Here is a 25238-nt window from a genome sequence, read left to right as displayed (position 1 = left end):
CATAACCACAAAAACGGAAGCTCCTGAGCAGATCCTACTAAATAGCTAACGCTTTTAGTCGTGTGATTTGAAGCTGTCGAAACGTTCCTTGTGAGGCCAACAGTTCTCAAATTTCAAACAAATCTTATGCTTTATGAAACTACATTAAAATATAAGGATTCAGATCAATTGAGACGGATAGGCCCCCAGTTGCAATATCCTGCTGATAATTATCCAGGATTTTCTTCAGCGCTTGCCCAAGTTCCGGCTCCCGCTTGTATTTTATCAGACATTGATACCGATATCTATTATTGATCCGCGGTATCGGGGATGCAACAGGACCAAGGACTATGCTTTCAGCAGATAATTTTGACTGAATGTACTGCGTGATCTTCTCAGTTACCGAAACAGCCTTCATTAATTCCTCGTGGCTGACGGTGACAAGGGATATATAGTAGAAAGGGGGATATCTATGAATTTTACGGACCATCATTTCTCTTTCATAAAATTTATCGTAATCCTGCTCCCCTGCCAGTTCAATACTATAATGTTCAGGAGTGTAGGTCTGAATAATTACCTCCCCTTCCAACTCATGCCTCCCAGCACGCCCGCTTACCTGAGTCAGAAGCTGAAAGGTTTTTTCAGAAGAGCGGAAGTCAGGCAGGTGCAGCATCGTGTCTGCCGATAATACGCCTACTAAGGTAATATTGGGGAAATCAAGGCCTTTAGCAATCATCTGAGTCCCAAGAAGAATATCTGCATGACCTTCCTGGAATTGATCAAGGAGCTTTTCATGTGCTCCCTTCCTGCTGGTTGTGTCGACATCCATCCGGATTACCTTCGCTTCCGGTAAAATTTTTGCCAATTCCTCTTCCACTTTTTGAGTGCCGGTTCCAAAATAACGGATATGTTCACTTTCGCATTCCGGGCATGCATTCGGAACGGGTGCCTCATAGCCGCAGTAATGGCATTTCATCTGCTGGTTATACCGATGATAAGTCAAAGATATATCACAATGAGGACAATTAATAACATATCCACAGTCCCTGCACATAACAAATGAGGAATGCCCTCTTTTATTTAAAAATAATACGATCTGCTCTTTTTTACCGAGACGGTCTTTAATTTTTTCAAGGAGCTTCCTTGAGAACATCGAGCGGTTTCCTTCACGCAGCTCTTCCCGCATATCAATGATATCAACGGAAGGGAGAGACTGATTGTTCATTCTATTTTCGAGAGTGAGAAGATGATAAACTCCTTTATGTGCTCGCGCAAAAGATTCCAATGAAGGAGTTGCACTGCCAAGCACCACAGGACATTTATGATTTCCTGCTCTTTCGATGGCGACATCCCTTGCATGGTATCTCGGGTTTTCTTCCTGTTTATAGCTGGTTTCGTGCTCTTCATCAATGATAATGATTCCGAGGTTTTCAAAAGGGGCAAAGATAGCCGATCGGGCTCCGACAACAACCTTGACTTCCTTCCGCTGAATCTTTCTCCACTCATCATACTTTTCTCCAGCTGAAAGGCCGCTGTGCATTACGGCAACCTGATTGCCAAACCTGCCCTTAAAGCGTTTGACCATCTGCGGAGTTAAGGAAATCTCAGGAACAAGGACAATGGCTTCTTTGCCATCCTCAAGCACTCGCTGAATGGATTGCAGATACACCTCAGTTTTTCCGCTTCCTGTTACCCCATAAAGCAAAAAAGTTTCATGCCGGTTATTTTCGATAGAATTAAGGATGGGAATTATGGCCTTTTTCTGTCCATCTGTCAAAGAGAGCGGTTCAGTTCTTTCGAATTCACGGTCTCCAAATGGGTTTCGGTAAATTTCCACATCCCTCTGGCCAAGCAGCCCTTTTTGCATAAGCACTTTTATGGTGGACGATGTTATTCCAAGCAAGGAAAATAACTCTTTCTGATCGACCGGTCCCTCCTCATGAAGAAAATATTCAAGCACTTCTTTCTGTTTGGTTGCGTTGCCTGGAAGCTGTTGAAGGTAATCAGCAAGCTTATTAGAGGCAGCAGCCGCGAATATCTGCTTCACTTTTTTCTTTTTCACTCGTTCTTTTACTTGATAGATAATTTCGATGGTTCCATTGGATGCTTCCTTTTGAAGAAGCGGCAAAGCTCCGCTCTTAACTGCATCATCCCATAAAATTTCTTCAGTTTTCTGAAAGAGAGCAAATACTTTTTCAGCAAGCAGTTTACGATCTGCAGTTTTTGCCAATACAAGCTTCTTTTCGTATTTTGCCTTCAATGCTGCAGGCAGCATTGCCTGAAAGGCAGAGATTTTGTAGCATAATGTTTTTTCTGTCAGCCATTCACCAAGAGTCAAAAGCTCCTGGTTAAGCACTGGATTTAAGTCCATCGGCTCTGAAATGGATTTTAGCTGCTGAAAATCGGACTCTGCTCTTAATGCTGTTACAAACCCCTGGATCTTTCTTGGTCCAAATGGTACAACAACCCTCATGCCAGGGAGAATAACGCCTTTCAGATGAGAGGGGATTTTGTAATCAAATGCCCGGTCAGTCTGTTTGGCTGGTACATCGACAATGACTCTCGCAATATTCATTCATGCTCATCCTTTAGCAAAATCACAGCTTCTTCAAGAATTTTTACAGCAACATCCTTTTTTGGCATAAGCGGAAGCTTTTCAGAAGACCCATCTTTTTTAAAAAGTGTAACAATATTAGTGTCTGTTCCAAAGCCTGCACCTTCAGCAGTTACATTATTGGCTACGATCAGATCGGCATTTTTCCTCTTTAGCTTGCCCTGTGCATACTCATCAACCTGTTCGGTTTCAGCCGCAAACCCTATAAGGATTTGCTTCTTCTTTTTTTGTCCCAGTTCGAATAATATATCTTTTGTTCTTTCAAGCTCCAATACTTCATCCCCGGGCTGTTTTTTCATTTTTTGCGCAGAAGTAACCTTTGGACGATAATCGGAGACTGCAGCAGTCTTAATGACAATATCCGCATGATCAAATTCGCTTATTGCCGCTTGATACATTTCCTGAGCAGATTCTACCTTTATCAGTTTTAAGCCAGCAGGAGCATTAATTGTAACCGGACCGGATATCAATACAACTTCAGCGCCTGCAGATACAGCTGCTTCGGCAATTGCATAGCCCATTTTACCCGAAGAATGGTTGGTAATATAACGGACAGGATCAATTTTTTCCCTTGTTGGGCCGGCAGTTATAACCACTTTCCTGCCAGTTAGCTCCAACCTGGAAGGCTTAAAAAATTCTCCAATTGTTTCTGTAATTTTCTCTGGTTCTTCCAGCCTGCCTTTTCCAACATAGCCGCATGCAAGATATCCTTCTGAAGGCTCTATAAATCTGTATCCAAAACGATATAAGGTTTCAATATTTTTCTGGACAGCAGGATGGCTGTACATATGTACATTCATTGCAGGTGCAATCCAGATCGGTGATGATGCCGCCAAGAGGGTTGTTGTGATCATATTGTCTGCAATCCCATTAGCCAGCTTTCCGATTACATTTGCAGTAGCCGGAGCAACAAGAATTAAATCAGCCCAATCAGCCAGGTCGATATGAGCAATAACCTTCGAATCTTTTTCATCGAAAGTGTCAGTGTAAACATCATGTCTTGAAAGCGCCTGAAAAGTTAATGGTGCAACAAATTTAGCTGCCGATTCACTTAGGATAACTTTCACCTGCGCTCCGGACTGCGTAAGCTTGCTCGTTAATGCTGCAGCTTTATAAACAGCAATTCCACCGGTTACACATAATAATATCTTCTTTCCAGTCAGCATTATATGACCCCACCAATCTCAAAAAATAATTCATCTCTATGAAAAACGGCCTGGCTATATTTTTCTATAATCAGCACTGGCCATTAATGGCTATTAGTTTTCATGATAGTTTTATTATGCAAGAAGAGCAGTGAATTTTCATCTAATAAAACCTCAAACAAAAATAACAACCTTTTAAAAGGTTGTTATTCAGCGATTTTACTCGTATGATTCATTGGCCGTCTTTTCGCCCAGTCGGTAATGAAGCTGGTCTGCATGAATTTCCTCAAGTGCTTTTCCCACATTTTTATGTGATTTATAGCTCTCAAGCTGCGGTCTGGCATTAAGCTGAAGCTTACGGGCACGCTTGGCAGCAACAGAAACAAGTGAATATTTGGAATCAATCTTTGTCATTAGAGAATCAATAGAAGGATAAAGCATATTTATTCTACCTCCAGCATCTTTTTGTATTTAGGTTCTACACGTTCCCTGCGGCAGTGTTCTGCTACCACAATGGATTTAATTCTTTCACAGGCAAGATCGATTTGATCATTCTCTACAACATAATCATATAAGTTCATCATTTCGATCTCTTCTTTCGCTGCACTCATGCGATTGTTGATTATATCTTCCGTCTCTGTCCCCCTGGTTACGATACGGTTCTTAAGCTCGGATAAACTAGGTGGAACCAGGAAGATGAATAAGCCGTCAGGAAATTTCTCACGCACTTGGCGGGCACCCTGAACTTCGATTTCAAGAAAAACATCTTTGCCCCGGTCCAGTGTTTCCCTTACATAATCAACTGGCGTTCCGTAGTAGTTTCCGACGAACTCTGCATATTCAAGCAGCTTATCCTGCCTGATCAGCTCTTCAAACTCCTCACGCGTTTTGAAAAAATAATCAACTCCATTGACTTCTCCCGCTCTCGGAGATCTCGTTGTCATTGAAATAGAGTATTCAAACGCAGTATCAGGCTGAGCAAATATCTCTTTTCTTACTGTTCCTTTTCCTACACCTGAGGGTCCGGATAGAACAATCAATAACCCTTTTTCTTTCATTTATAAAATCCTACCCTTCCTCAACAATTTCATCACGGTCATTTAATCGGTGCGCAACAGTTTCCGGCTGGACCGCAGACAAAATGACATGATCACTGTCCATAACGATAACAGCCCGGGTGCGTCTGCCATATGTAGCATCTATTAAAGAGCCCCGGTCACGTGCGTCCTGAATGATCCGTTTAATCGGGGCGGATTCTGGACTGACTATTGATATTATCCGGTTGGCAGAGACAATATTGCCAAATCCGATATTGATCAGTTTAATTGACATTTGGGTCCTCCAATCATCAGTTATTTATTTTGACCCCCAGAGCCGGAATCTAAACAACTGCTATTCAATATTTTGAACTTGTTCCTTCATTTTTTCCAATAAACTCTTTATTTCAACCACTTCAGCAGCTATCTCTGCACTGTTTGCCTTGGACCCGATTGTATTGGCCTCCCGGTTCATTTCCTGCAGAATAAAGTCAAGTTTTCTTCCAGTCGGTTCTGAAAGCTGAAGGGTCTTTTCAAATTGGCTTATATGACTTTGAAGTCTTGTCAGTTCTTCACTGATATCCGCTTTATCAGCGAACATCGCTACCTCTGTTAAAATTCTCGGCTCATCCACCTGGCCATCAAGAAATTCTCTCATACGCTTTTCCAATCTCTCCCGGTAAAGCTGCACGACCTTTGGGGCAAACTCTCTCAGCTTGCTGACCCTGCTGCTTAAAAGAGTAAGATGGCTTCGGAGATCTTTTTCCAGCTCATCCCCCTCAAGCCTCCTCATCTCCGTTAACTGCAGGCATGCCTCTTCAGCAGCAGAAAGGACCATCTGGCTCAATTCTTCATTGCCGGACTCCTTTTCTTCTATACCAATCAATTCTTCCCGTATGACATTCCCGATGGATAGATCCGTTGAGATTTGGTACTTTGTTTGAATTGCAGTTATGTATTGATAATATTCATCCAATAGGTCCCAGTCAACATTAACTTTCCTGCTGGACAAGCCATCGCCGTCAATGGTGATATAAACCTCGATTCTGCCTCTTTTGATATGCCCGTTAAGCTTTTTCTTTATCTTGTCTTCTATATGCATCAGCTGTCTGGGCATTCTGATCTGAAACTCGGAAAAACGATGGTTTAAAGTCTTTATTTCAACCGTAATGGAACATTGCCCGGATTCTTTCTTGCTCCTGCCATAACCAGTCATGCTTACTGCCATTTCTCACACTTCCTTTTGGGAAAAGCACAGCTTATAAAAAGCACTATTACTTTCAGTTAGCGGCATGATGCCTGTGCAGTCTATGTATAGGGCTTTTACTAATAGATGTTGTTCTAGCTTATAACCTCGCCCGTTGACATCCGCTGCAGGCACTAAGGCGAACCAGCGGGGATGCAGGAAGTCTCCTCGACCGCTGTGTCTGCGGGGTCTCCCCTGGTACGCTACTCCCGCAGGACATAATGTGCTTCCTCGAACGAACACCGCACGAAGAAAATGCAGTAGCTTTTTCGAGGAACTCGTACCTTCCGCTCCAATCAACTCAGTGGACAACTTGGTTAGTCCGCATTATGCAACAATTCGACAAAAGCCATGTATTAAATGGAGATTTATATGTTTGCTCAAAAAAGAAAGGTAATAGAGCTCTTCTCTACTACCTAAAGGATTATAACATATTTCATTTTGTTTTTCTTGCCAAAAATGTGCCTGCCAGTAAAAATGTTGGTACGGCTGAGAGTCCTGTGATCATAAACCAGTCACGCAATTCAATTGGGACGGTGTGAAAAATTGGCTGAAGCGGCGGATAGTATATGACAACCAGCACTAAAGCAAGGGACGAGATGACTGCCCAGACTAAATATTTATTGCCGAAAGGATTTCTTGAGAACACAGATTTTTCACTGCGGCAATCAAATACATGAATCAGCTGTGCCATTACCAATGTGGCAAATGCTACTGTCTGTGCATACGCAAGATGTTCCGGATTTGCTCTATAGGCAAAAATGAACGCAAGTAATGTCACAAGGCCAATTAAAAACCCTCTGGACACTACTTTCCAGCCAAGCCCTCTAGAAAATACACCTTCCTTGGGACTCCTCGGCTTCCGCTTCATCACATTTTCCTCTGGCTGGTCAAGGCCCAGAGCCATTGCAGGAAGGCCATCCGTTACAAGGTTCACCCAAAGAATCTGAATTGGCACTAACGGCAGCGGAAGGGCTAGAAGCATAGCAAACAGCATAACCAGAATTTCACCAACATTGGATGCAAGCAGATATCTGACAAACTTTCGAATATTCTCGTAAATATTTCTTCCTTCTTTTATCGCGGCTTTTATGGTCGCAAAATTGTCATCGAGCAGTACCAGAGCGGATGCCTCTTTGGCAACATCGGTCCCAGTAATGCCCATTGATATTCCGATATCTGCTGCTTTAATGGCCGGGGCATCATTGACTCCATCCCCTGTCATGGCAACAATATGGCCCCTGTTCTGGAGAGCCTTTACAATTTTTAATTTATGCTCAGGCGATACTCTGGCAAATACTGCGACATCCTCAACCACATCTTCAAGTTCTTCAACCGACATCTCTGCCAGGTCCTTGCCCTGAAGGACTTTAGAGCCTTGTGTTAAAATGCCTAACTGCTTGGCAATCGCCTGTGCTGTAATCACATGATCTCCTGTAATCATGATCGTTTTAATTCCTGCTTCCTTGCACTCCTTGACTGCTTCCCTTACCTCAGGCCTTGGCGGATCAATCATCCCCTGCAGCCCGATAAATGTTAATCCCTTCTCCGCCTCTTCTTCATCAAGAATGACATTTTTTGAGGGGATTTCCTTAAAGCCAATCGCTATCGTTCTCAAGGCTTGAGAAGCAAGATCTTCTATCGCTCCCTGAATTTCACCTGAGAGCTCCCTCGAAAGAATCTGCCGCTTTCCCTCCCAAAGAACCGATTCACTCTTCCCGACTAATACATCGGGTGCTCCCTTGGTTACAATAAATTGCCTACCGTTATGATCCTTTACCACCACACTCATCATTTTTCGGACAGAGTCAAACGGAAACTCATTGATAATCTGGAATTGGTTTAACAGACTGCTCCGGTTATAGCCCGCCTTCATGGCCGCTACTAGCAGAGCCCCTTCTGTTGGATCTCCATCAATCACAAACTCATTGTTTTTCTGCTGTATTTCAGCATGGTTGCATAACATGCCAAACATCAGCATTTGCTGGAGTGCTTTATCACTTTTCGGTTCAACTTGATTCTCATTTCTATAAAAATGGCCTTGAGGCTCATAGCCGATACCATCTACTCTCCACTCTTTCCCGCCGCTCCAGAGATGTGTAACAGTCATTTTGTTTTGAGTCATAGTCCCAGTTTTGTCTGAGCATATCACAGATGCACAGCCCAGTGTTTCAACCGCTGGAAGCTTCCGCACGATTGCTTTTTTTCTTATCATTCTTTGTACACCAAGGGACAGAGCTACCGTCACGATGGCCGGGAGCCCTTCTGGAATGGCTGCTACTGCCAAGGAAACACCGGCAAGGAACATTGTATATAATTCCTGCCCCTGCACCACACCAGCCACAACGACAAGAACAGTCAGTAAAATCGCTGCCGTAATGAGGATTTTGCCCAGCTGTTCCAATCTTCTCTGAAGCGGAGTTGTCATCGTTTCCGCATTCTGCAGAAGATCAGCAATCTGTCCCATAGCCGTATTCATCCCGGTTCCGACAACTACGCCCAGCCCATTGCCACGGGTTACCATAGTCCCCATAAAAGCCATGTTCTCCATATCCCCAATTGCCAGATTAGCAGTTTTCAAGGAACCGGTCCTCTTTTGGACAGGCAGAGATTCTCCGGTCAAAGCGGATTCCTCAATTTCCAGGCTATTGGACTCTACGATTCTAATATCTGCTCCAATTCTGTCTCCTGTTGCAAATTTCAATAGGTCTCCTGCCACCACTTCTTTGGAGGGGATCTTCTTCCATTGTCCTTCACGCAAAGCAATAACTTGAGGTGCTGATAATTCCTTAAGTGCATGCAAAGACTTTTCGGCTTTCCTCTCCTGAAAGAAGCCCAAGAAGCCATTTATGACTACAATTGCAATAATGGCAATTGCATCAATATATTCACCAAGCAGCCCTGATATTAAGGTCGCTGCTAATAGGACAAGAACCATGAAATCTTTAAATTGACTAAAAAATAAGAGTAAAGCCGACTGCTTTTCTCCCTCTTTCAACTCATTATAACCATATTGTTTATGCCGTTTTTTTACATCATCCTCTGTTAAGCCCGCCTTAATATCTGTATTTAAGGCTTGCTCAACCTCCCTTTCATTCATTTCATGGAACTTCATCCGGACATCACACTTCCTCCTTTGTGGTTTGAGAAAAGCCATGAGCTGCATGGAGAAGGGATACAATAGTAATAAAATTCATCAGCACTCACAGCCAGACTTTAAGAGAATCCGCCAGATGGCAGACCGTCCTGCTTCTTCTGGTAAATCAAGTGAAGCAGAGTTGTCCAATCTCACTCTAAAGAAAGCATATTCAGCCCTGTCCAAAAAAATGCTATTATTATTAGAAAAGCGGAAGGCGCCGGCTTATAAAGGAACGCAGACTAAAACCGCCACGTCCTGTGGCAACGTCTGCATGACCCGCATCCTGCGAGCCTCAAGCATAAGACGAGCCGGCTGAAAGGTTGTTCTTAAACCTTTTGGACGGATTGGTTTATGACCTCGTGCCGATGGCGCCTGGAGCTAGACAGTATTAGAAAACCCGAAGTGCCTCGCGAAGACATTAAGCCAAGCCTTAAAACTTGATTTTTATGATTTAAATGAAAGAATAATGTATATCTGCAGCAAGTGATAGGCTGTTATTTTTAATAGAAGAGGATGTTCCAATATGTCATTTGATGGTTTGTTTACAAGAGCAATGACGAAAGAGCTTATAGATACTTTAAAGGGCGGCAGAATCAATAAGATTCAGCAGCCTTATAAGAATGAAATTATTTTAGTTGTGCGGGCAAATGGTCGGAATCACAGGCTCTTGCTGTCAGCCCATCCAAGCTATGCGAGAGTCCAGCTTACCAATGAAGCACACGAAAACCCATCAGAGCCCCCGATGTTCTGCATGCTTTTAAGAAAACATCTGGAAGGATACATACTTGAAGATGTCCATCAAATCGGGCTTGACCGTATAATCGTGTTTGAAGTTAAAGGCAGGAATGAGATTGGTGATACATCCTATAAACAGCTGATTGTTGAGATAATGGGCAGACACAGCAATATTACACTTGTGGATAAATCCCGCAATATTATTCTCGACAGCGTCAAACATGTATCTTATGCAGTTAATAGCCATCGTGCTATTTTGCCCGGACAGGAGTACATTCTCCCTCCGTCCCAGGATAAAATGAATCCATTTCATGCAGACAAAGACGATTTACTTCGTAAGATCGACTTTAACAGCGGAAGAGTGGATAAACAGCTTGTAGCGAGCTTCGCTGGAATTTCACCGCTTTTTGCAAAAGAAGTAATACACCAAGCTGGTCTTATAAACAGGACAACTGTTCCAAATGCCTTCCAGCACTTAATAGAATCCCTAAAGGAACATTCCATAAGGCCGGCCATTACAGCAGGTGAACAAAAGGAAAGCTTTTATTTATTGCCTCTCCAGCATATAAAAGGGGGTAGCAGGGAATTTAATTCCTTGAGCGAAATGCTGGACCGGTTTTATTTTGGAAAAGCGGAAAGAGACCGGGTCAAACAGCAATCCAATGACCTTGAACGTTTTATAGTAAATGAGAAAGAAAAGAATGAGAAAAAAATTGAGAAGCTGAAAAGAACCCTGCATGAAGCAGAAAATGCCGATAAACATCAATTGTATGGAGAATTAATCACAGCCAATATTTATGCGATTCAAAAGGGGATGAAGGAAGCGGAAGTCATCAATTATTACGATGAAAATGGCGGAGCGGTTACCATTCCGTTGGATCCACAGAAGACTCCTTCAGAGAATGCACAAAAATATTTTACAAGATACCAAAAAGCAAAAAATGCCGTAATTGCTGTAAAAGAGCAAATTAAGAAAGCGGAAGAGGAAGCGTCATACTTCGATTCTCTTCTGCAGCAAGTAGAAACTGCATCAACAAGAGACATTGCCGAAATTAGAGAGGAGCTTGTTGAAGGCGGTTATATTAGAGAAAGGCAAAAACGAGGCAGCAAAAAACAGCAGAACCTCAAGCCTGTTCTTGACCGCTATACCTCCACAGACGGAACGGAAATATTGGTTGGAAAAAACAACAAGCAGAATGATTATTTAACGAACAAATTGGCTGCAAGGGATGAGATCTGGCTGCATACAAAGGATATCCCTGGTTCACATGTGGTTATCCGAAGCAAGGAACCGGCAGAAAATACCATTCTTGAAGCTGCATCTCTGGCGGCATACTTCAGCAAAGCCCGTAATTCCAGTTCAGTACCCGTTGACTTTACCCAAGTCCGGCATGTGAAAAAACCAAGTGGAGCGAAACCAGGATTTGTCATATATGACCATCAGCAGACAGTTTACGTTACGCCTGATGAAGAAACGGTGCTGTCATTAAAGCAAAGTCTGTAAATAAATGAAAAAAGCAAGCTCAGATGCTTGCTTTTTTCATTATCAAAAACTGTTTTATTGTGTTACTTTTCCCCACTCTTCAGGATCTTTTCGCCATTCAACCAGCTTCTTCATATCCTTTTCTTGGATATAGCCATTTTCAACGGCTACTTCTGTCAGAGCTTCAATATCGGTCAGGGTATATGCTTCGATTTTTTCTTCGTCCAGCATTTCCTTTCCTTTTTCCAGCTGGTATGTAAAGATAGCTGCAACACCCAGCACTTCACAGCCCGCTTCTCTTAAAGCCTTGACAGCAGTGATGGCACTTCCTCCTGTTGAAATTAGATCTTCCACAACAACAACCTTCTGGCCTTTGTCAGCTTTTCCTTCAATTTGTTTGCCTTTCCCATGGCCCTTAGCCTTTGAGCGGACATAGCACATAGGCAGTTCCATAATGTCACTTACCCAGGCAGCATGCGGAATGCCTGCTGTTGCTGTACCTGCAATTAGTTCTGCTTCAGGAAATTTGTCCAGAATGATTGCTTGAAGGCCCGAAGCTATTTCTTTTCTAACTTCAGGGTATGACAATGTAAGACGGTTATCGCAATAGAGTGGAGCACGCAATCCTGAAGACCATGTAAATGGATCGTTTGGATTTAATGCAACTGCTTTTATATCTAATAGTTTTTCTGCTATTTTACGCTTCATTTAGAACGCCCTCCCAGGATTGCTTGCATTCAATATATTTTTCAAATGGATTTTCCGCTCTTGTAATCGATCGGCCTACTACAATTGCGGAAGCCCCTTCCTTTCTGGCGAATTCAGGTGTTGCCACTCTTTTCTGATCTCCGGAGTCGTCAGATGACAGGCGTATTCCCGGTGTTACAGTCAAAAAGGAAGATCCTATTCGCGAACTTATCTCCTTTGCTTCAAAACTTGAACATACTACCCCATCAAGTCCTGCTTCTTTGGCAAGCTTGGCATAATGAAGAACAGATTCGTTTAATGAAGCAGGAATTAATTGCTCTGATTTCATTTGCTGTTCGGATGTGCTTGTCAGCTGCGTCACAGCAATACAAGATGGCCTTTTCCCTGAACTTGCGGCTTCTAGTCCTTCACGTGCTGCTTCCATCATGGCTTTTCCTCCTGCGGCATGGACATTAACCATATCGCAGCCAAGCCCGGCAAGTCTCTTCATGGCACTTTTAACGGTATTAGGAATATCATGAAGCTTGAGATCAAGGAAAATCTCATGCCCTTGTTCTTTTAAATCGTGAACGATGGAAGGACCCTCTTGGTAAAATAACTCCATGCCGACCTTTAGAAATAATTTTTCATTTTCAAAGTTTTTTAGAAAATGATTAACTTCCATTTTCCCTGGAAAATCAAGAGCAATAATGAGCGGCTTTTTCATGCTTTTTCCAGCTCCTTCCAATACATTCTGAAATATGTTCATATCCCAGCTTTTCAATAAGTTCGGGCAGCCTATCGATAATTTTCGGACACACAAAAGGATCTACGAAGTTAGCTGTTCCAACCGCTACTGCACTTGCACCTGCATAGAAGTATTCGATGACATCCTCTGCAGATTCAATGCCGCCCATTCCGATGATCGGAAGGGACACCTGCTGGCTCACTTCATAAATCATCCTAAGCGCGACAGGCTTAATGGCCGGCCCTGAAAGTCCCCCTGTTCTATTTGCCAAAATCGGATTGCCTGTTTTTAGATCGATTCTCATGCCAACAAGCGTGTTGATCATCGTTAAACCGTCAGCTCCGCCATCTTCCACTGCTTTCGCCATTTCTACAATATTTGTGACATTTGGTGAAAGCTTCACATAGACAGGAACCTCTGAAACCTCTTTTACTTTTTTCGTTAGGTTTTTAGCAATTTCCGGGATAGTCCCAAAGGCAATTCCGCCTGTTTTTACATTCGGACAGGAGATGTTGAGCTCGAGCGCATGCACATTAGGGCTTGCAGAAATTTTTTTTGCAACCGCAACATAATCTTCTTCCTGCGAACCGGCTACATTGGCAATGATCGGTACATTACATTGTTCAAGCCAGACCAGTTCTTCATTCACCACTTTTTCCAGTCCCGGATTCTGCAGTCCTATCGCATTCAGCATCCCTGCTGAAGTCTCAGCCACTCTTGGTGTTGGATTTCCAAAACGGGGCTCAAAGGTTGTCGCCTTGATCATGATCGCACCCAATTGGCTCAAATCATACAGCTGGCTGAATTCTCTTCCGAAGCCAAAGCATCCTGATGCAGGCATAATTGGATTTTTTAATTCCAGTCCAGGCAGACTGACATTTAATGAGTTCATAGAACTACCTCCCCTGCTTTAAAGACCGGTCCGTCACTGCAGACTTTTTTATAACTGTATCCATCAGGATCATCCCCTGTATGGCAAACGCATGCAAAGCACGCCCCGATGCCGCAGCCCATCCGTTCTTCCAATGAAAGGTATACGGTTTTATGAGAGTATTGATTTTCAAGCGCCTTCAGCATCGGCGTCGGGCCGCATGAATATAAAACATCGAAATTAATCTTAAATTTATTAATAACATCTGTAACAAAGCCTTTCGTTCCTGCGCTTCCATCAGCTGTAGCCAGATAGGTCTCGCCCAGCTGAGCAAACTTTTCTTCATAGAAAACGGCACTTGCTGACTGAAAACCAAGGACATGTATCACCTTAACACCATGGCTTACAAGCTGTTTGGACAACTCATAAAGAGGGGGGACTCCGATTCCTCCTCCCACAAGAAGTGCTGTATCCCCCCGGCCAGCTTCACTGATAGGAAACCCATTTCCCAGCGGCCCCAATACATCTGCGTAATCGCCAGGTTTTTTTTCTGAAAGCATCACCGTCCCCCGGCCTTCAGCACGATATATCATCTTAAACCGGCTTTCATCAGGTAAAATCTCTGCAATGCTGATCGGCCTTCTTAGCATCGGGTCATAACCCCCGGATATTTTCAAATGCACAAATTGCCCGGGCTCTTTCATTTCATGAACAAGCTCACCTTGAAGGGTGAGCTCGTAAATATTTTCGGCAAGTTTATTTTGCGATATTACAGTGCATTGTTCCTGTCTGATCAAGATAAAACCGCCTCCCGGACTTGTTCTGGCTTATCCATCGCATCTGCTGAGAAATTCATCGATTCGATTACTTGAAGGATTGCTTCTGCCGTATCCAGGGAAGTAAGACATGGCACGCCATTTTCCACCGATTCACGGCGGATGCGGAAGCCATCTCTGGCAGGCTGCTTTCCTTTTGTTAGAGTATTTATAACAAATTGTGCTTCGCCATTTCTGATGACATCCAGAAGGTTTGGCCCTTCTGAGCCGATCTTTCCAGTCACTTTTACAGGAATGCCGGCAGATTTAAGGAATAATGCTGTTCCGCTCGTTGCCATTAGCCTGTAGCCGATGGATACAAATCTCTTTGCCAGCAGCAGCGCCTCATCCTTATCCTTATCTGCGACAGTCATTAGTACCGTTCCAAACGGCTGGATTTTCATACCGGAAGCAACAAGGCCTTTATAAAGGGCTTTTTCAAGCGTTGAATCTTTGCCCATAACTTCTCCAGTTGACTTCATTTCAGGCCCTAAAGTGATGTCTACTCTTCTTAATTTCGCAAATGAGAACACTGGGACTTTTACAAACACGCCTTTTCTCTCCGGCAGGAGGCCGGATCCGCAGCCCTGCTGAGCCAATGTTTGGCCCATGATAACTTTCGTGGCGATTTTGGCCATTGGCACGTTTGTAATCTTGCTCAAGAAAGGAACCGTCCGGCTTGAACGCGGGTTGACTTCCAGGACATATACTTCCCCTTTTGCCACTACATACTGGATATTCAGGAGACCTATAATGCCAAGGCCCTTAGCCATCTTCTCGGTATACTCAACAAGCTTGTCTTTGATTGCTTCTGATATATTTTGAGGAGGATAGACGGCAATGGAATCTCCCGAGTGTACTCCAGCTCTTTCAATATGCTCCATGATGCCTGGAATGAGCACATTTTCTCCATCCGAAATGGCGTCCACCTCTATCTCCTTCCCAGTCAGATACCGGTCGATCAATACTGGATGCTCTGGATTTACTTTAACAGCGTTCTCCATATAATGAAGAAGCTCGGCTTCTTTATATACTATCTCCATGGCTCTTCCGCCAAGTACATATGATGGACGGACAACTACGGGATAACCGATTTCACCAGCAACCGCAACTGCCTGCTCCACTGATAAGGCAGTCTTTCCTTTTGGCATCGGAATGTCCAGCTCTGCAAGGGCATGCTCAAATTTATCCCGGTCTTCTGCCCGGTCTACGTTTTCAAGAGAAGTTCCGAGAATTTTCACGCCTCTCTTTACCAGATCTGCTGCAAGGTTAATCGCTGTCTGTCCGCCAAATTGCACAACTACACCTTCTGGCTTCTCAAGATCAATGATGTGCATAACATCTTCAATCGTGAGCGGCTCAAAATATAGCTTATCAGAGATGCTAAAGTCAGTAGAAACAGTTTCCGGATTATTATTTATGATGATTGCTTCATAACCTGCTTCCTTGATTGCCCATACTGCGTGGACAGTTGAATAGTCAAACTCCACTCCCTGGCCAATCCGGATAGGACCTGAGCCAAGAACAACAACGCTTTTGCGGTTAGTTACATCCGATTCGTTCTCATCTTCGTAAGTTCCATAGAAATACGGTGTTTCAGATTCAAATTCTGCTGCACATGTATCTACCATTTTATAAACCGGTACAATGGCATGTTCTTTTCTCCAGCTGTATACTTCCATTTCACTTGAATTCCACAGCCTGGCAATTACCAGATCGGCAAATCCCATTTCCTTTGCAGCTTTCCCTGTTTCAGGGTCAAATGGTTTCTCTGTTAATACACTCTCAAAATCTATGATTTTCTTAATCTTATGAAGGAAAAATAAATCAATCCTGCTCCATTCATGGATCGTCTCGATGGTAACTCCCCTTCTGATGGCTTCTCCGATATAAAACAAACGTTCATCGCCTGCTTTTCGAATCCGCTTTTCGATCAATTCATTCGAAATTTGGTCAGCGTCCTTCAGCTCAAGATGATAAATGTTTGCTTCAAGTGAACGGACTGCTTTCAGAAGAGATTCTTCAAATGTGCGCCCTATCGCCATCACTTCACCTGTAGCCTTCATTTGGGTCCCAAGCGAACGGTTCGCAGATTCAAATTTATCAAACGGCCAGCGTGGAATTTTTGAAACAATATAATCCAATGCCGGTTCAAAGCAGGCATAAGTTTTTCCTGTCACAGGATTCATCATTTCATCAAGTGTCAGCCCCACCGCTATCTTGGCTGCCAGTTTGGCAATCGGATATCCTGTTGCCTTGGATGCTAGTGCCGATGAACGGCTCACACGCGGGTTAACTTCAATGATGTAATAATTGAAGCTATCCGGATCAAGTGCCAGCTGAACATTGCATCCTCCTTCAATCTCAAGAGCGCGGATAATTTTTAATGAAGTGTTTCTTAGCAGCTGATACTCACGATCACTCAAAGTTTGGCTTGGAGCTACAACAATGGAATCACCTGTGTGGACACCTACAGGATCGAAGTTTTCCATATTGCAGACAACAATTGCATTGTCATTGGAGTCTCGCATCACTTCATATTCAATTTCTTTGAAGCCCGCAATGCTCTTTTCAAGCAGGCACTGTGTTACAGGACTGTTCTTCAGGCCGCTTGTCACAATTTCGATTAACTCCTCTTCATCGTGGCAGATTCCCCCGCCTGTTCCCCCTAATGTAAAAGCAGGTCGTACGATGACCGGATAGCCAATCCTATTTACAAACTTATATGCTTCCTCAAGGTTATGGATTATTTCACTTTCAGGCACCGGCTCACCAAGTTCATTCATCAGACTTCGGAAAAGATCCCTGTCTTCCGCTTTTTGAATAGCAGATAATTTTGTACCGAGGATTTCAACCCCGCATTCTTCCAATACACCTGATTCAGCAAGCTCTACTGCCAGGTTTAACCCTGTCTGTCCTCCAAGAGTAGGTACAAGGGCGTCAGGGCGTTCTTTTCGGATGATGCGGCTGACGAATTCCAGCGTAAGCGGCTCTATATATACTGCGTCGGCAATTTCAGTATCTGTCATGATGGTAGCAGGATTGGAATTTACAAGGATGACGCGATATCCTTCCTCTTTCAATGCAATGCAGGCCTGTGTTCCGGCATAATCAAACTCTGCTGCCTGTCCGATGACAATTGGTCCTGATCCGATAACTAAAATGCTTTTTATATCTGTACGCTTTGGCATGCTGCAGCACCTTCCTCTTTATGTGATTCAATCATTTGCAGGAATTGTTCAAATAATCCATTTGCATCCTCTGGTCCCGGTGAAGCCTCAGGGTGATATTGCACAGTGAACGCCGGAACTTCTTTATGTTTTAACCCTTCAATCGTTCCATCGTTTAATGCAATATGTGTTACTTCCAGAGGAGTACCGGTAACAGAATTTTTTTCCACTGAATATCCATGGTTTTGAGATGTTAATGCTACTTTTCCGGATTGCAAATCTTTAACCGGATGGTTTGAACCGCGATGGCCGAATTTCATTTTTTCTGTATTGGCACCACATGCAAGGGCAAAAAGCTGATGTCCCAGGCATATCCCAAAAATCGGAACGTTTCCTAACAGACCTTTAATCATTGTGATTGCTTCCGGAACATCTTTCGGATCTCCGGGCCCATTTGAAAGCATAACCCCATCCGGGCTCATGCTGAGTATTTCTTCAGCTGTTGTATTATATGGTACAACAATCACATCACAATCCCGTTTGTTTAATTCTCTTAATATACCGTGTTTCATGCCGAAATCTACAAGGACTACCCTTCTGCCGCGGCCTGGGCTTGGATAAGGTGTCTTTGTTGAAACTTGCTTAACCTGATCGTTTCGCAGCTTGGTTGCCCGCAGTTTTTCAATGATTAATTCCGGGTTTTCACTTATGCTGCAAATAGCACCTTTCAGCGTACCATGCTGCCTGATAATTCTTGTTAATTTTCTAGTATCAATCCCAGCAATTCCGGGGATGTTTTTCATCTTAAAATATTCAGCAATTGATTGTTCATTTCTCCAGTTTGAAGGATACTCGCTTGCTTCTTTAACAATGAACCCGGAGATTGCTGGGGAGATGGATTCAAAATCATCTCGATTAATTCCATAATTTCCGATTAAAGGGTATGTCAATGTTACAATTTGACCGCAGTAGGAAGGGTCAGAGAGAATTTCCTGATAACCCGTCATTCCTGTATTGAATACTACCTCTCCAATAGAATTCGTATCGCTTCCAAACCCTTTTCCAATAAAAATTGTTCCGTCTTCCAGAATCAGTTGTTTTTTCATGCTTTTACACTCCCTCTGTTCCAAACAATTTTTCCTTCTGCTAAAGTCATAACTGGCCAGCCTTTACAATCCCAGCCAGTAAATGGCGTATTTTTCCCTTTTGATAAGAACTGAGCAGGGTCAATCTGTTCCTGGCGGTTTAGATCAAGCAGGACAAGATCAGCGATTTCACCTGCTTCCAATTTTCCTGATTGAATGCCGAATGCCTTTGCTGGCTTGATTGTTAAATAATCAATCAGCTGTTTTAGGGTGAATATCCCCTTCTCGACGAAGTGTGTGTATAGAAGCGGGAAGGCTGTTTCAAGTCCAACAATCCCAAAAGGCGCCAGTTCCATCCCCTCTTCTTTTTCTGCTGCTGTGTGAGGAGCATGGTCGGTCGCGATAAAATCAATCGTGCCGTCCAGTAATCCTTCGATTAAGGCAGCTCGGTCATCTGCCCCTCTTAGTGGAGGATTCATTTTAAAGTTTGCATCCAAATCTGGAATATCTTCTTCACATAGAAGGAGGTGATGAGGTGTCACTTCGGCCGTTACCTTGATGCCTGCCCGCTTTGCATCTCTTACCACCCTGACAGACTCTTTCGTGCTGATGTGGCAGACATGATAATGGCAGCCAGCAGCTTCAGCAAGGAGTACATCCCTTGCGATTTGCACTGATTCACAGACCGAAGGAATACCATTTAAACCATTCTCTTTAGCAAAAACTCCATCATGTACGGAACCTTTGTTAATGAGGGTATTTTCTTCGCAGTGCGCAACAATCGGCATGCTGATCTCTGCGGCATTCCTCATTGCCTGCAGCATCATGGCTGCGGATTGCACCCCAACTCCATCATCTGTAAAAGCAAACGCTCCAGCTTCTTTCAGTGCTTTAAAATCTGTTAATTCCTGGCCAAGCTCACGAATTGTAATCGATGCATACGGCAAAACCTTGACCGACGCAGTCTCTTCAATACGGCTGTTCAATTTTTCAAGCTGTTCTTTCGCATCGGGTACAGGCCGGGTATTTGGCATCGCTGCAACCGTCGTAAAACCGCCTTTTGCTGCTGCCTTTGTGCCAGTTTCAATGGTCTCTTTCTTTTCACCGCCAGGTTCACGCAAGTGTACATGCAGATCTATAAAGCCTGGTGCAATCAATAAGCCCTCTGCATCAATCACTTCCAATGCCTTTTCCCCGATACCTGCACCTATCCCGGCGATTTTTCCTGACTCTATGTAAATGTCAGTTTTTACAAAGTTCCCTTCTTTAGTAAGCAACTGGCCATTTTTGATTAATGTTGACATGATTAGCTCCCCCTTCAATATGTTCAATCGATCTTTTTAGTACAGCCATTCGGATGTACACACCATTTTGCATTTGTTTGAAGATTCTGGAACGCTCGCATTCCACCAGGCAATCTGCTATTTCTACACCCCGATTTACAGGGGCTGGATGCATGATAATGCTGTTTGGCTTCATTATTCTTTCACGTTCTTCTGTAAGGCCGTATGCTTGGTGGTATTCTTCAGCCGTTTGATTCGCTTTGGATTCGTGCCGCTCATGCTGGATTCTCAGCAGCATGACAGCATCAGCGGTTTCAACAGCTGTGTCAACATCTTCATACATGCCATTTTCAAGCAATTCTTCATTGAACCATTCTTTGGGACCAGAGAAAACAACCTTCGCACCGAGCCGCACAAGTGCATCTGCATTGGATCTTGCGACACGGCTATGGGCAATATCACCAATGATGGCTACTTTTAATCCTTCAAAGGAACCGAATTCCTGTTTAATTGTCAGCAGGTCAAGCAGTGATTGTGTTGGATGGTGGCCGCAGCCGTCCCCTGCATTCAGAATGGAAACACCGCTTCTTCCTGTCAATTCGTCAAAATAGCGGTCCTGGCTATGACGAATAACGACTGCATGCACACCGATTGCTTCAAGTGTTTTTACCGTATCGTATAATGATTCACCCTTGGATACACTTGACGTGCTGACTTCAAATGGGATTATGTCCAGTCCAAGCCGCCTTTCAGCTACTTCAAAGCTGCATTTTGTCCTTGTGCTATTCTCAAAAAAGAGGTTGGCGACAAAAACCTTTTGTTCAGGAGTCCAGGTTCCGCCGTTTAAAAAGCATTGCGCATCATCAAGTATTTTATTGATTTCTTTAATTTCCAACTCTGAGGTAGTGAGCAAATGTTTCAATTTTTTTCCTCCTCTTCAAAAAAAACACCCTGCCGATTTGGTCAGGGTGCTGCAAAGTTGAGGCAGCCAGATATACGGATACACTGTTCCCGTATAGCCTGTTTGCCGCCAACACCCTTATAAGCCTCTCGGGACTTAGTTAAAAAGCGTTAAGCTACATTATTTTTTTTTTCGTTTTCAGCTTCAAACATATCTTCCTTAGCCTCTTCTCTTCCAGGGAGAATCAGGTTCAGGAGAACACCGCTGATCGCTGCCAGTGCCATCCCTTCCAATTTGAATGCCCAAATTTCAATATGGGCTCCGCCAATTCCGAGTACAAGGATGACTGATGCGATAACCAGGTTACGGTTGTTTCCAAAATCCACTTTGCTGTCAACAAGCATTCTTAATCCTGATGAAGCGATGATCCCGAACAGCAGGATCGATACGCCTCCCATTACTGGAGTAGGGATCGAGCTGATCAGTGCTGTTACCTTGCCAATGAATCCGAAGATGATGGCGATGACTGCAGCACCTGCCAGTACATAGACACTGTAAATTTTCGTAATGGCCAGTACACCAATGTTTTCACCGTAAGTTGTCTTTGGCGGACCCCCGATTAATGCCGAGATCATTGTACCTGTTCCATCAGCAAGAATGGAGCGATGAAGACCCGGTTCTTTTATATAGTCTCTCCCAACCACTTTTCCAAGGACAAGCTGATGGCCTATATGTTCAGAGATTGTCACAACAGCCACCGGAATCATTAGAAGTGCCAGATCTAGGGTTATCCTCACTTCATAATCAGCGAACGGGATTAGGAATTCCGGCATTTCGAACCAGGCTGCCTGCTGTACAAGCGAGAAGTCTATCAGGCCCACAGCCAGTGAGTATACATACCCGATAATGATACCTGCAAGAATCGGCACCATGCTGAGCATTCCTTTTGCATAGATGGAGAATATGATTGTTGCACCTAAAGTGATGAGCGCTGCTGAGAAATGCAGCATGCTGTATTCACCCGTTTCAGGGTTGTTCATGGCCATACCGACTGCTGTGCCTGCTAATGCCAAACCGATTACAATGATAACCGGGCCGACCACGATTGGTGGAAGCAGATTCATAATCCAGCGGTAGCCTGCTTTTTTGATGATCAATGCTATGGCTCCATATACGAGTCCTGCCATAAAGCTTCCGATCATGGCAGCACCCGGGCCGCCAGCAGCTTTTGCTGCGATGATCGGAGCAATGAATGCGAAGGAGGATCCCAAGTATGCCGGTACCTGCCATTTTGTTATGATGAGAAAAGCGATGGTTGCAAGTCCGCTTGAGATTAAAGCTATGGCAGGATTTAATCCTACTAAGTAAGGTACAAGTATAGTGGCTCCGAACATTGCGAATAAGTGCTGTATACTTAATGTCAGCCAATGGGCCGGTTTTGGAACATCTTTTATATCCAGAATAGGCTTATGCATGCCAATCTCTCCTCTTCATTTAATTAAAAAACCCTCCTTGCCAGATTCGCAAAGAGGGTATAAGAGCACAGCAAAAGACAGACTGCTTCTGCTGAGTTCCCCTTTGCCAGCCTCTCTGGACTGAATTTAAAAGGGCTATTTAATTTTCAAAAATGCTTACTTGATCGTTTTCATCCACTTCCTTCAGCTCGACAACAATTTTCTCCGAACTTGAGGTTGGAATGTTTTTGCCTACATAATCAGCTCTTATCGGAAGCTCTCTATGGCCCCGGTCCACAAGGACTGCCAGCTGAATCTGGGATGGCCTTCCGATGTCAATCAGCGCATCAAGGGCAGCTCTGACCGTTCTTCCTGTATAAAGAACATCATCGACCAGGATCACTTTCTGATCATTTATATCTTTTGGGACGTCTGAGCCTTTGACAAGCGGCTCCTGATTTTCAGTCTTTTTCGTAAGATCATCTCGATAGAGAGTGATATCAAGTTCGCCTACATCAATTTTGGCACCTTCTATTTGTTCGATCCGCTCAGCCAGGCGATTCGCCAGGTAAATCCCCCTGGTCCGGATTCCAATCAGGATGCAATTTTCAATCCCTTTATTTTTCTCTATGATTTCATGAGCAATCCTTGTCAGCGCTCTCCTGATTGCCTGGTCATCCAAAACAATTGCTTTTTGCTGCGGCATTCTGATCACCTCTATTATCTGATTCTCTTCGGTTAATGTTATATACAAAAAACCTCTCACCGATCTGGCGAGAGGGTAAACGTTTCTGTTTCTGCAGAATAAGGATACAATTCTCCTTATTCAATCCGTTTCCTTCCCAGCCTCACGGGACTGTTTTAAAGGACTTATTCAACTATTGTCATCTTATAGCACAATTGGACAATTGTCAACGATTATTTGCCAGTTTATCTAATAGCTCCTTGAAATAGGCAGGCATAGGTGCTTCAAATTCCAGGTACTCGCCTGTTCTTGGATGATCAAATCCAAGGATCCCTGCATGCAGTGCTTGGCCTCCAAGATCAAGAGTTTTTCTTGGACCATATTTAGGATCTCCTGCCAGAGGGTAGCCAATGTATTTCATGTGAACACGGATTTGATGGGTTCTTCCCGTTTCCAGCTGGCATTCCACCAGTGTAAAATCCCTGAAACGCTCAAGGACCTGAAAATGCGTAACCGCATGTTTTCCATTGTCAACAACAGTCATGCTTTGACGGTCTTTGGGATCGCGGGCAATTGGCGCATCAATCGTTCCATAGTCGTGAGGAATAACTCCATGGACAATGGCACGGTACTTACGTGTAACGGTTTTATTCATCAGCTGATTCACAAGACTTTCATGTGCCATATCATTCTTAGCAACCATAAGAAGTCCCGATGTATCTTTATCGATTCTATGAACGATTCCTGGCCTCATGACCCCATTAATTCCTGAAAGATCTGTGCAATGTGCCATAAGTCCATTTACAAGGGTGCCAGTGCCATGGCCGGCTGCCGGATGAACTACCATTCCTTTTGGTTTGTTCACCACCAGGACATCTTTATCTTCATAATAAATATTCAGATCCATTTTTTCCGGCACGACATCTAATTCTTCAGGTTCAGGAATAGATATTTCAATTTTATCATTTGCCGTACATTTGTAATTGGTTTTCGGCTTCTGCCCATTTACAAGGACATTGCCATCTTTGATCCATTGCTGAACCTGCGTTCTTGACCAATCTGCATTCAATGTGGATAACACTTTATCTATTCGTTCTCCTGCCTGTTCATCAGGAATGATGTGTTCCATTTTCTCCATAAGATTTCTCCTTTTTCTTTGCTTCTCTCTCTTCAAGCAGCATCTGAATCATCAATAGCCCTACACCAATGACCAGCGCCGAGTCAGCAATATTGAAAACAGGAAAGTCATAGCCAAAAATATAAGTGTTTACGAAATCCACCACTTCTTTTCGAAATACCCTGTCAATAAAGTTTCCAATCGCTCCGCCCAGCATCAGGCCCAAAGAGACTCCAAGAAGCAATTTGCCTTTGGCTGCTTTTTGAATGTAATAAATGATACCAATTATGACAATAACGGTTATTACGTAGAAAAACCACATTTGCCCCTGCAGGATGCCCCAGGCAGCGCCACGGTTGCGGTGAGATGTAATATAAAGAAAGTCCTCAATAACTTTAACACTTTCCCCTAATTCAAAGTTCTTAACAATCAGCCATTTCGTAAACTGATCAAGTGCTATCACGAACAATGCAATTATGTAATAAAACACAAAGGCAACCCCCATATCTCATATCATTACCTTTGCATTTTAGCACAAACTGAATAAAAAACACAGCACACGCCTAAACTCAGTGGAAAATAGATTTTCTGTAGAATCTGCCCAGCCTGCTGCAATCCTCCATTGTTTTCAAGGTAGGGATCATCTGCAGCAAATCTGCCGGAAGCAGTTCACCTGAAATTTCACATTTGCCAAAGCTTCCAGATTCAATTTTGCTGAGTGTTTGTTCGATATCATGCAGTTCTTCCAATAAAATAGGTTTTATTAAAGCAGAACTATTGCCTTCCATCAGTCTTTCCAATATTTCCTGTCTTGTATTACGGAGTTCTGAATATAGCCTATCTGCCTTTGCATCCATGCCGTTTCCTCCGTTCTATGATGTTTACTTTATTATCTTCTCGGAACGGATTTCAGACACGGGCAAACTTTTAGCAAACGGCACAACATTTAGTGAAGGTGGAATTATTTATAAAATGGATTTCGAAGTCCCCTTATAATTAAAAAAGAACCTCATTTATCAAAAAACAGTCCCTCAAATAATTGAG

At 43.5% G+C, this 25238-nt stretch carries 21 protein-coding genes; 1 reads left to right on the top strand and 20 read right to left on the bottom strand.

Translation table 11 applies throughout. The features are described from left to right. Window positions 1-139: 139 nt before the first annotated feature. The 7 genes from priA to ACR42H_RS09360 form a co-directional block, all read right to left on the bottom strand. Window positions 140-2554: a primosomal protein N' gene (gene priA / locus ACR42H_RS09390; protein WP_436375711.1), complete on the bottom strand. Its 2415-nt coding sequence runs from the start codon at window positions 2552-2554 to the stop codon at window positions 140-142. Beyond that, window positions 2551-3759: a bifunctional phosphopantothenoylcysteine decarboxylase/phosphopantothenate--cysteine ligase CoaBC gene (gene coaBC / locus ACR42H_RS09385; RefSeq protein WP_113881895.1), complete on the bottom strand. Its 1209-nt coding sequence runs from the start codon at window positions 3757-3759 to the stop codon at window positions 2551-2553. Before coaBC ends, priA begins: the two co-directional genes overlap by 4 nt. A gap of 198 nt (window positions 3760-3957) precedes the next feature. After that, a complete protein-coding gene (rpoZ, locus tag ACR42H_RS09380; RefSeq protein ID WP_009330819.1) occupies window positions 3958-4179 on the bottom strand; it encodes a DNA-directed RNA polymerase subunit omega in 222 nt (73 codons plus the stop codon). Between the two features lie 2 nt (window positions 4180-4181). Beyond that, window positions 4182-4796, bottom strand: a complete 615-nt coding sequence (gene gmk / locus ACR42H_RS09375; RefSeq protein WP_009330820.1) for a guanylate kinase — start codon at window positions 4794-4796, stop codon at window positions 4182-4184. Window positions 4797-4806: 10 nt separating this feature from the next. Next, window positions 4807-5070, bottom strand: coding sequence for an extracellular matrix/biofilm regulator RemA (gene remA / locus ACR42H_RS09370; protein ID WP_009330821.1), 264 nt, complete (start codon window positions 5068-5070; stop codon window positions 4807-4809). Between the two features lie 60 nt (window positions 5071-5130). Beyond that, window positions 5131-6003 carry a YicC/YloC family endoribonuclease gene (locus ACR42H_RS09365; RefSeq protein WP_436375708.1) on the bottom strand — a complete coding sequence of 291 codons (873 nt, stop codon included), beginning with the start codon at window positions 6001-6003 and terminating at the stop codon, window positions 5131-5133. A gap of 454 nt (window positions 6004-6457) precedes the next feature. Then, the gene (locus ACR42H_RS09360) at window positions 6458-9136 is read right to left on the bottom strand and encodes a calcium-translocating P-type ATPase, SERCA-type (RefSeq protein WP_436375706.1); all 2679 of its coding nucleotides are present in this window, start codon (window positions 9134-9136) and stop codon (window positions 6458-6460) included. 547 nt (window positions 9137-9683) lie between these two features. Between ACR42H_RS09360 and ACR42H_RS09355 the strand changes: the two genes are divergently transcribed. Further along, window positions 9684-11399, top strand: a complete 1716-nt coding sequence (locus tag ACR42H_RS09355; RefSeq protein ID WP_436375704.1) for an Rqc2 family fibronectin-binding protein — start codon at window positions 9684-9686, stop codon at window positions 11397-11399. Between the two features lie 54 nt (window positions 11400-11453). Here the strand turns inward: ACR42H_RS09355 and pyrE are convergent, their stop codons facing one another. From pyrE to ACR42H_RS09290, 13 genes are all read right to left on the bottom strand, one after another. After that, window positions 11454-12086: an orotate phosphoribosyltransferase gene (gene pyrE, locus ACR42H_RS09350; protein ID WP_113881890.1), complete on the bottom strand. Its 633-nt coding sequence runs from the start codon at window positions 12084-12086 to the stop codon at window positions 11454-11456. After that, complete coding sequence (gene pyrF, locus ACR42H_RS09345; protein WP_436375701.1) at window positions 12076-12792, bottom strand: orotidine-5'-phosphate decarboxylase; 717 nt, start codon at window positions 12790-12792, stop codon at window positions 12076-12078. The genes pyrE and pyrF overlap by 11 nt, the downstream gene beginning before the upstream one ends. Further along, a complete protein-coding gene (locus ACR42H_RS09340) occupies window positions 12764-13705 on the bottom strand; it encodes a dihydroorotate dehydrogenase (protein ID WP_113881888.1) in 942 nt (313 codons plus the stop codon). The genes pyrF and ACR42H_RS09340 overlap by 29 nt, the downstream gene beginning before the upstream one ends. Further along, entirely contained in the window at window positions 13702-14478 is a 777-nt protein-coding gene (locus ACR42H_RS09335) for a dihydroorotate dehydrogenase electron transfer subunit (RefSeq protein WP_436376890.1), read from the bottom strand. Before ACR42H_RS09335 ends, ACR42H_RS09340 begins: the two co-directional genes overlap by 4 nt. Beyond that, a complete protein-coding gene (gene carB / locus ACR42H_RS09330; RefSeq protein ID WP_113881886.1) occupies window positions 14478-17690 on the bottom strand; it encodes a carbamoyl-phosphate synthase large subunit in 3213 nt (1070 codons plus the stop codon). The genes ACR42H_RS09335 and carB overlap by 1 nt, the downstream gene beginning before the upstream one ends. Beyond that, on the bottom strand, window positions 17669-18775 hold the full coding sequence (locus tag ACR42H_RS09325) for a carbamoyl phosphate synthase small subunit (protein WP_113881885.1): 1107 nt from the start codon (window positions 18773-18775) through the stop codon (window positions 17669-17671). The genes carB and ACR42H_RS09325 overlap by 22 nt, the downstream gene beginning before the upstream one ends. Continuing rightward, on the bottom strand, window positions 18772-20058 hold the full coding sequence (locus ACR42H_RS09320; protein ID WP_436375698.1) for a dihydroorotase: 1287 nt from the start codon (window positions 20056-20058) through the stop codon (window positions 18772-18774). The genes ACR42H_RS09325 and ACR42H_RS09320 overlap by 4 nt, the downstream gene beginning before the upstream one ends. Then, complete coding sequence (locus tag ACR42H_RS09315) at window positions 20021-20959, bottom strand: aspartate carbamoyltransferase catalytic subunit (RefSeq protein WP_113881883.1); 939 nt, start codon at window positions 20957-20959, stop codon at window positions 20021-20023. Before ACR42H_RS09315 ends, ACR42H_RS09320 begins: the two co-directional genes overlap by 38 nt. A 149-nt stretch (window positions 20960-21108) precedes the next feature. Continuing rightward, window positions 21109-22413, bottom strand: coding sequence for a solute carrier family 23 protein (locus ACR42H_RS09310; protein ID WP_113881882.1), 1305 nt, complete (start codon window positions 22411-22413; stop codon window positions 21109-21111). Window positions 22414-22552: 139 nt separating this feature from the next. Continuing rightward, window positions 22553-23098, bottom strand: a complete 546-nt coding sequence (pyrR, locus tag ACR42H_RS09305; protein ID WP_113881881.1) for a bifunctional pyr operon transcriptional regulator/uracil phosphoribosyltransferase PyrR — start codon at window positions 23096-23098, stop codon at window positions 22553-22555. Window positions 23099-23303: 205 nt separating this feature from the next. Next, window positions 23304-24215: an RluA family pseudouridine synthase gene (locus tag ACR42H_RS09300; RefSeq protein WP_113881880.1), complete on the bottom strand. Its 912-nt coding sequence runs from the start codon at window positions 24213-24215 to the stop codon at window positions 23304-23306. Then, window positions 24187-24684, bottom strand: a complete 498-nt coding sequence (lspA, locus tag ACR42H_RS09295; protein WP_009330836.1) for a signal peptidase II — start codon at window positions 24682-24684, stop codon at window positions 24187-24189. Before lspA ends, ACR42H_RS09300 begins: the two co-directional genes overlap by 29 nt. A 79-nt stretch (window positions 24685-24763) precedes the next feature. Beyond that, window positions 24764-25051 (bottom strand): hypothetical protein, encoded by a 288-nt coding sequence (locus ACR42H_RS09290; RefSeq protein WP_436375695.1) that lies wholly within the window; start codon window positions 25049-25051, stop codon window positions 24764-24766. Window positions 25052-25238 lie beyond the last annotated feature (187 nt).

The sequence above is a fragment of the Cytobacillus sp. BC1816 genome, assembly GCF_051353635.1.
Lineage (GTDB): Bacteria > Bacillota > Bacilli > Bacillales > Cytobacillaceae > Cytobacillus > Cytobacillus oceanisediminis_C.
Note: the sequence above shows the minus strand (reverse complement) of the source record. Positions and strands in the feature narration are given on the sequence as shown.

Coding starts and splice junctions, on each gene's coding strand:
- priA (WP_436375711.1), bottom strand. CDS start 2,554: ATGAATATTGCGAGAGTCATTGTCGATGTACCAGCCAAACAGACTGAC.
- coaBC (WP_113881895.1), bottom strand. CDS start 3,759: ATGCTGACTGGAAAGAAGATATTATTATGTGTAACCGGTGGAATTGCT.
- rpoZ (WP_009330819.1), bottom strand. CDS start 4,179: ATGCTTTATCCTTCTATTGATTCTCTAATGACAAAGATTGATTCCAAA.
- gmk (WP_009330820.1), bottom strand. CDS start 4,796: ATGAAAGAAAAAGGGTTATTGATTGTTCTATCCGGACCCTCAGGTGTA.
- remA (WP_009330821.1), bottom strand. CDS start 5,070: ATGTCAATTAAACTGATCAATATCGGATTTGGCAATATTGTCTCTGCC.
- ACR42H_RS09365 (WP_436375708.1), bottom strand. CDS start 6,003: ATGGCAGTAAGCATGACTGGTTATGGCAGGAGCAAGAAAGAATCCGGG.
- ACR42H_RS09360 (WP_436375706.1), bottom strand. CDS start 9,136: ATGAAGTTCCATGAAATGAATGAAAGGGAGGTTGAGCAAGCCTTAAAT.
- ACR42H_RS09355 (WP_436375704.1), top strand. CDS start 9,684: ATGTCATTTGATGGTTTGTTTACAAGAGCAATGACGAAAGAGCTTATA.
- pyrE (WP_113881890.1), bottom strand. CDS start 12,086: ATGAAGCGTAAAATAGCAGAAAAACTATTAGATATAAAAGCAGTTGCA.
- pyrF (WP_436375701.1), bottom strand. CDS start 12,792: ATGAAAAAGCCGCTCATTATTGCTCTTGATTTTCCAGGGAAAATGGAA.
- ACR42H_RS09340 (WP_113881888.1), bottom strand. CDS start 13,705: ATGAACTCATTAAATGTCAGTCTGCCTGGACTGGAATTAAAAAATCCA.
- carB (WP_113881886.1), bottom strand. CDS start 17,690: ATGCCAAAGCGTACAGATATAAAAAGCATTTTAGTTATCGGATCAGGA.
- ACR42H_RS09325 (WP_113881885.1), bottom strand. CDS start 18,775: ATGAAAAAACAACTGATTCTGGAAGACGGAACAATTTTTATTGGAAAA.
- ACR42H_RS09320 (WP_436375698.1), bottom strand. CDS start 20,058: ATGTCAACATTAATCAAAAATGGCCAGTTGCTTACTAAAGAAGGGAAC.
- ACR42H_RS09310 (WP_113881882.1), bottom strand. CDS start 22,413: ATGCATAAGCCTATTCTGGATATAAAAGATGTTCCAAAACCGGCCCAT.
- pyrR (WP_113881881.1), bottom strand. CDS start 23,098: ATGCCGCAGCAAAAAGCAATTGTTTTGGATGACCAGGCAATCAGGAGA.
- ACR42H_RS09300 (WP_113881880.1), bottom strand. CDS start 24,215: ATGGAGAAAATGGAACACATCATTCCTGATGAACAGGCAGGAGAACGA.
- ACR42H_RS09290 (WP_436375695.1), bottom strand. CDS start 25,051: ATGGATGCAAAGGCAGATAGGCTATATTCAGAACTCCGTAATACAAGA.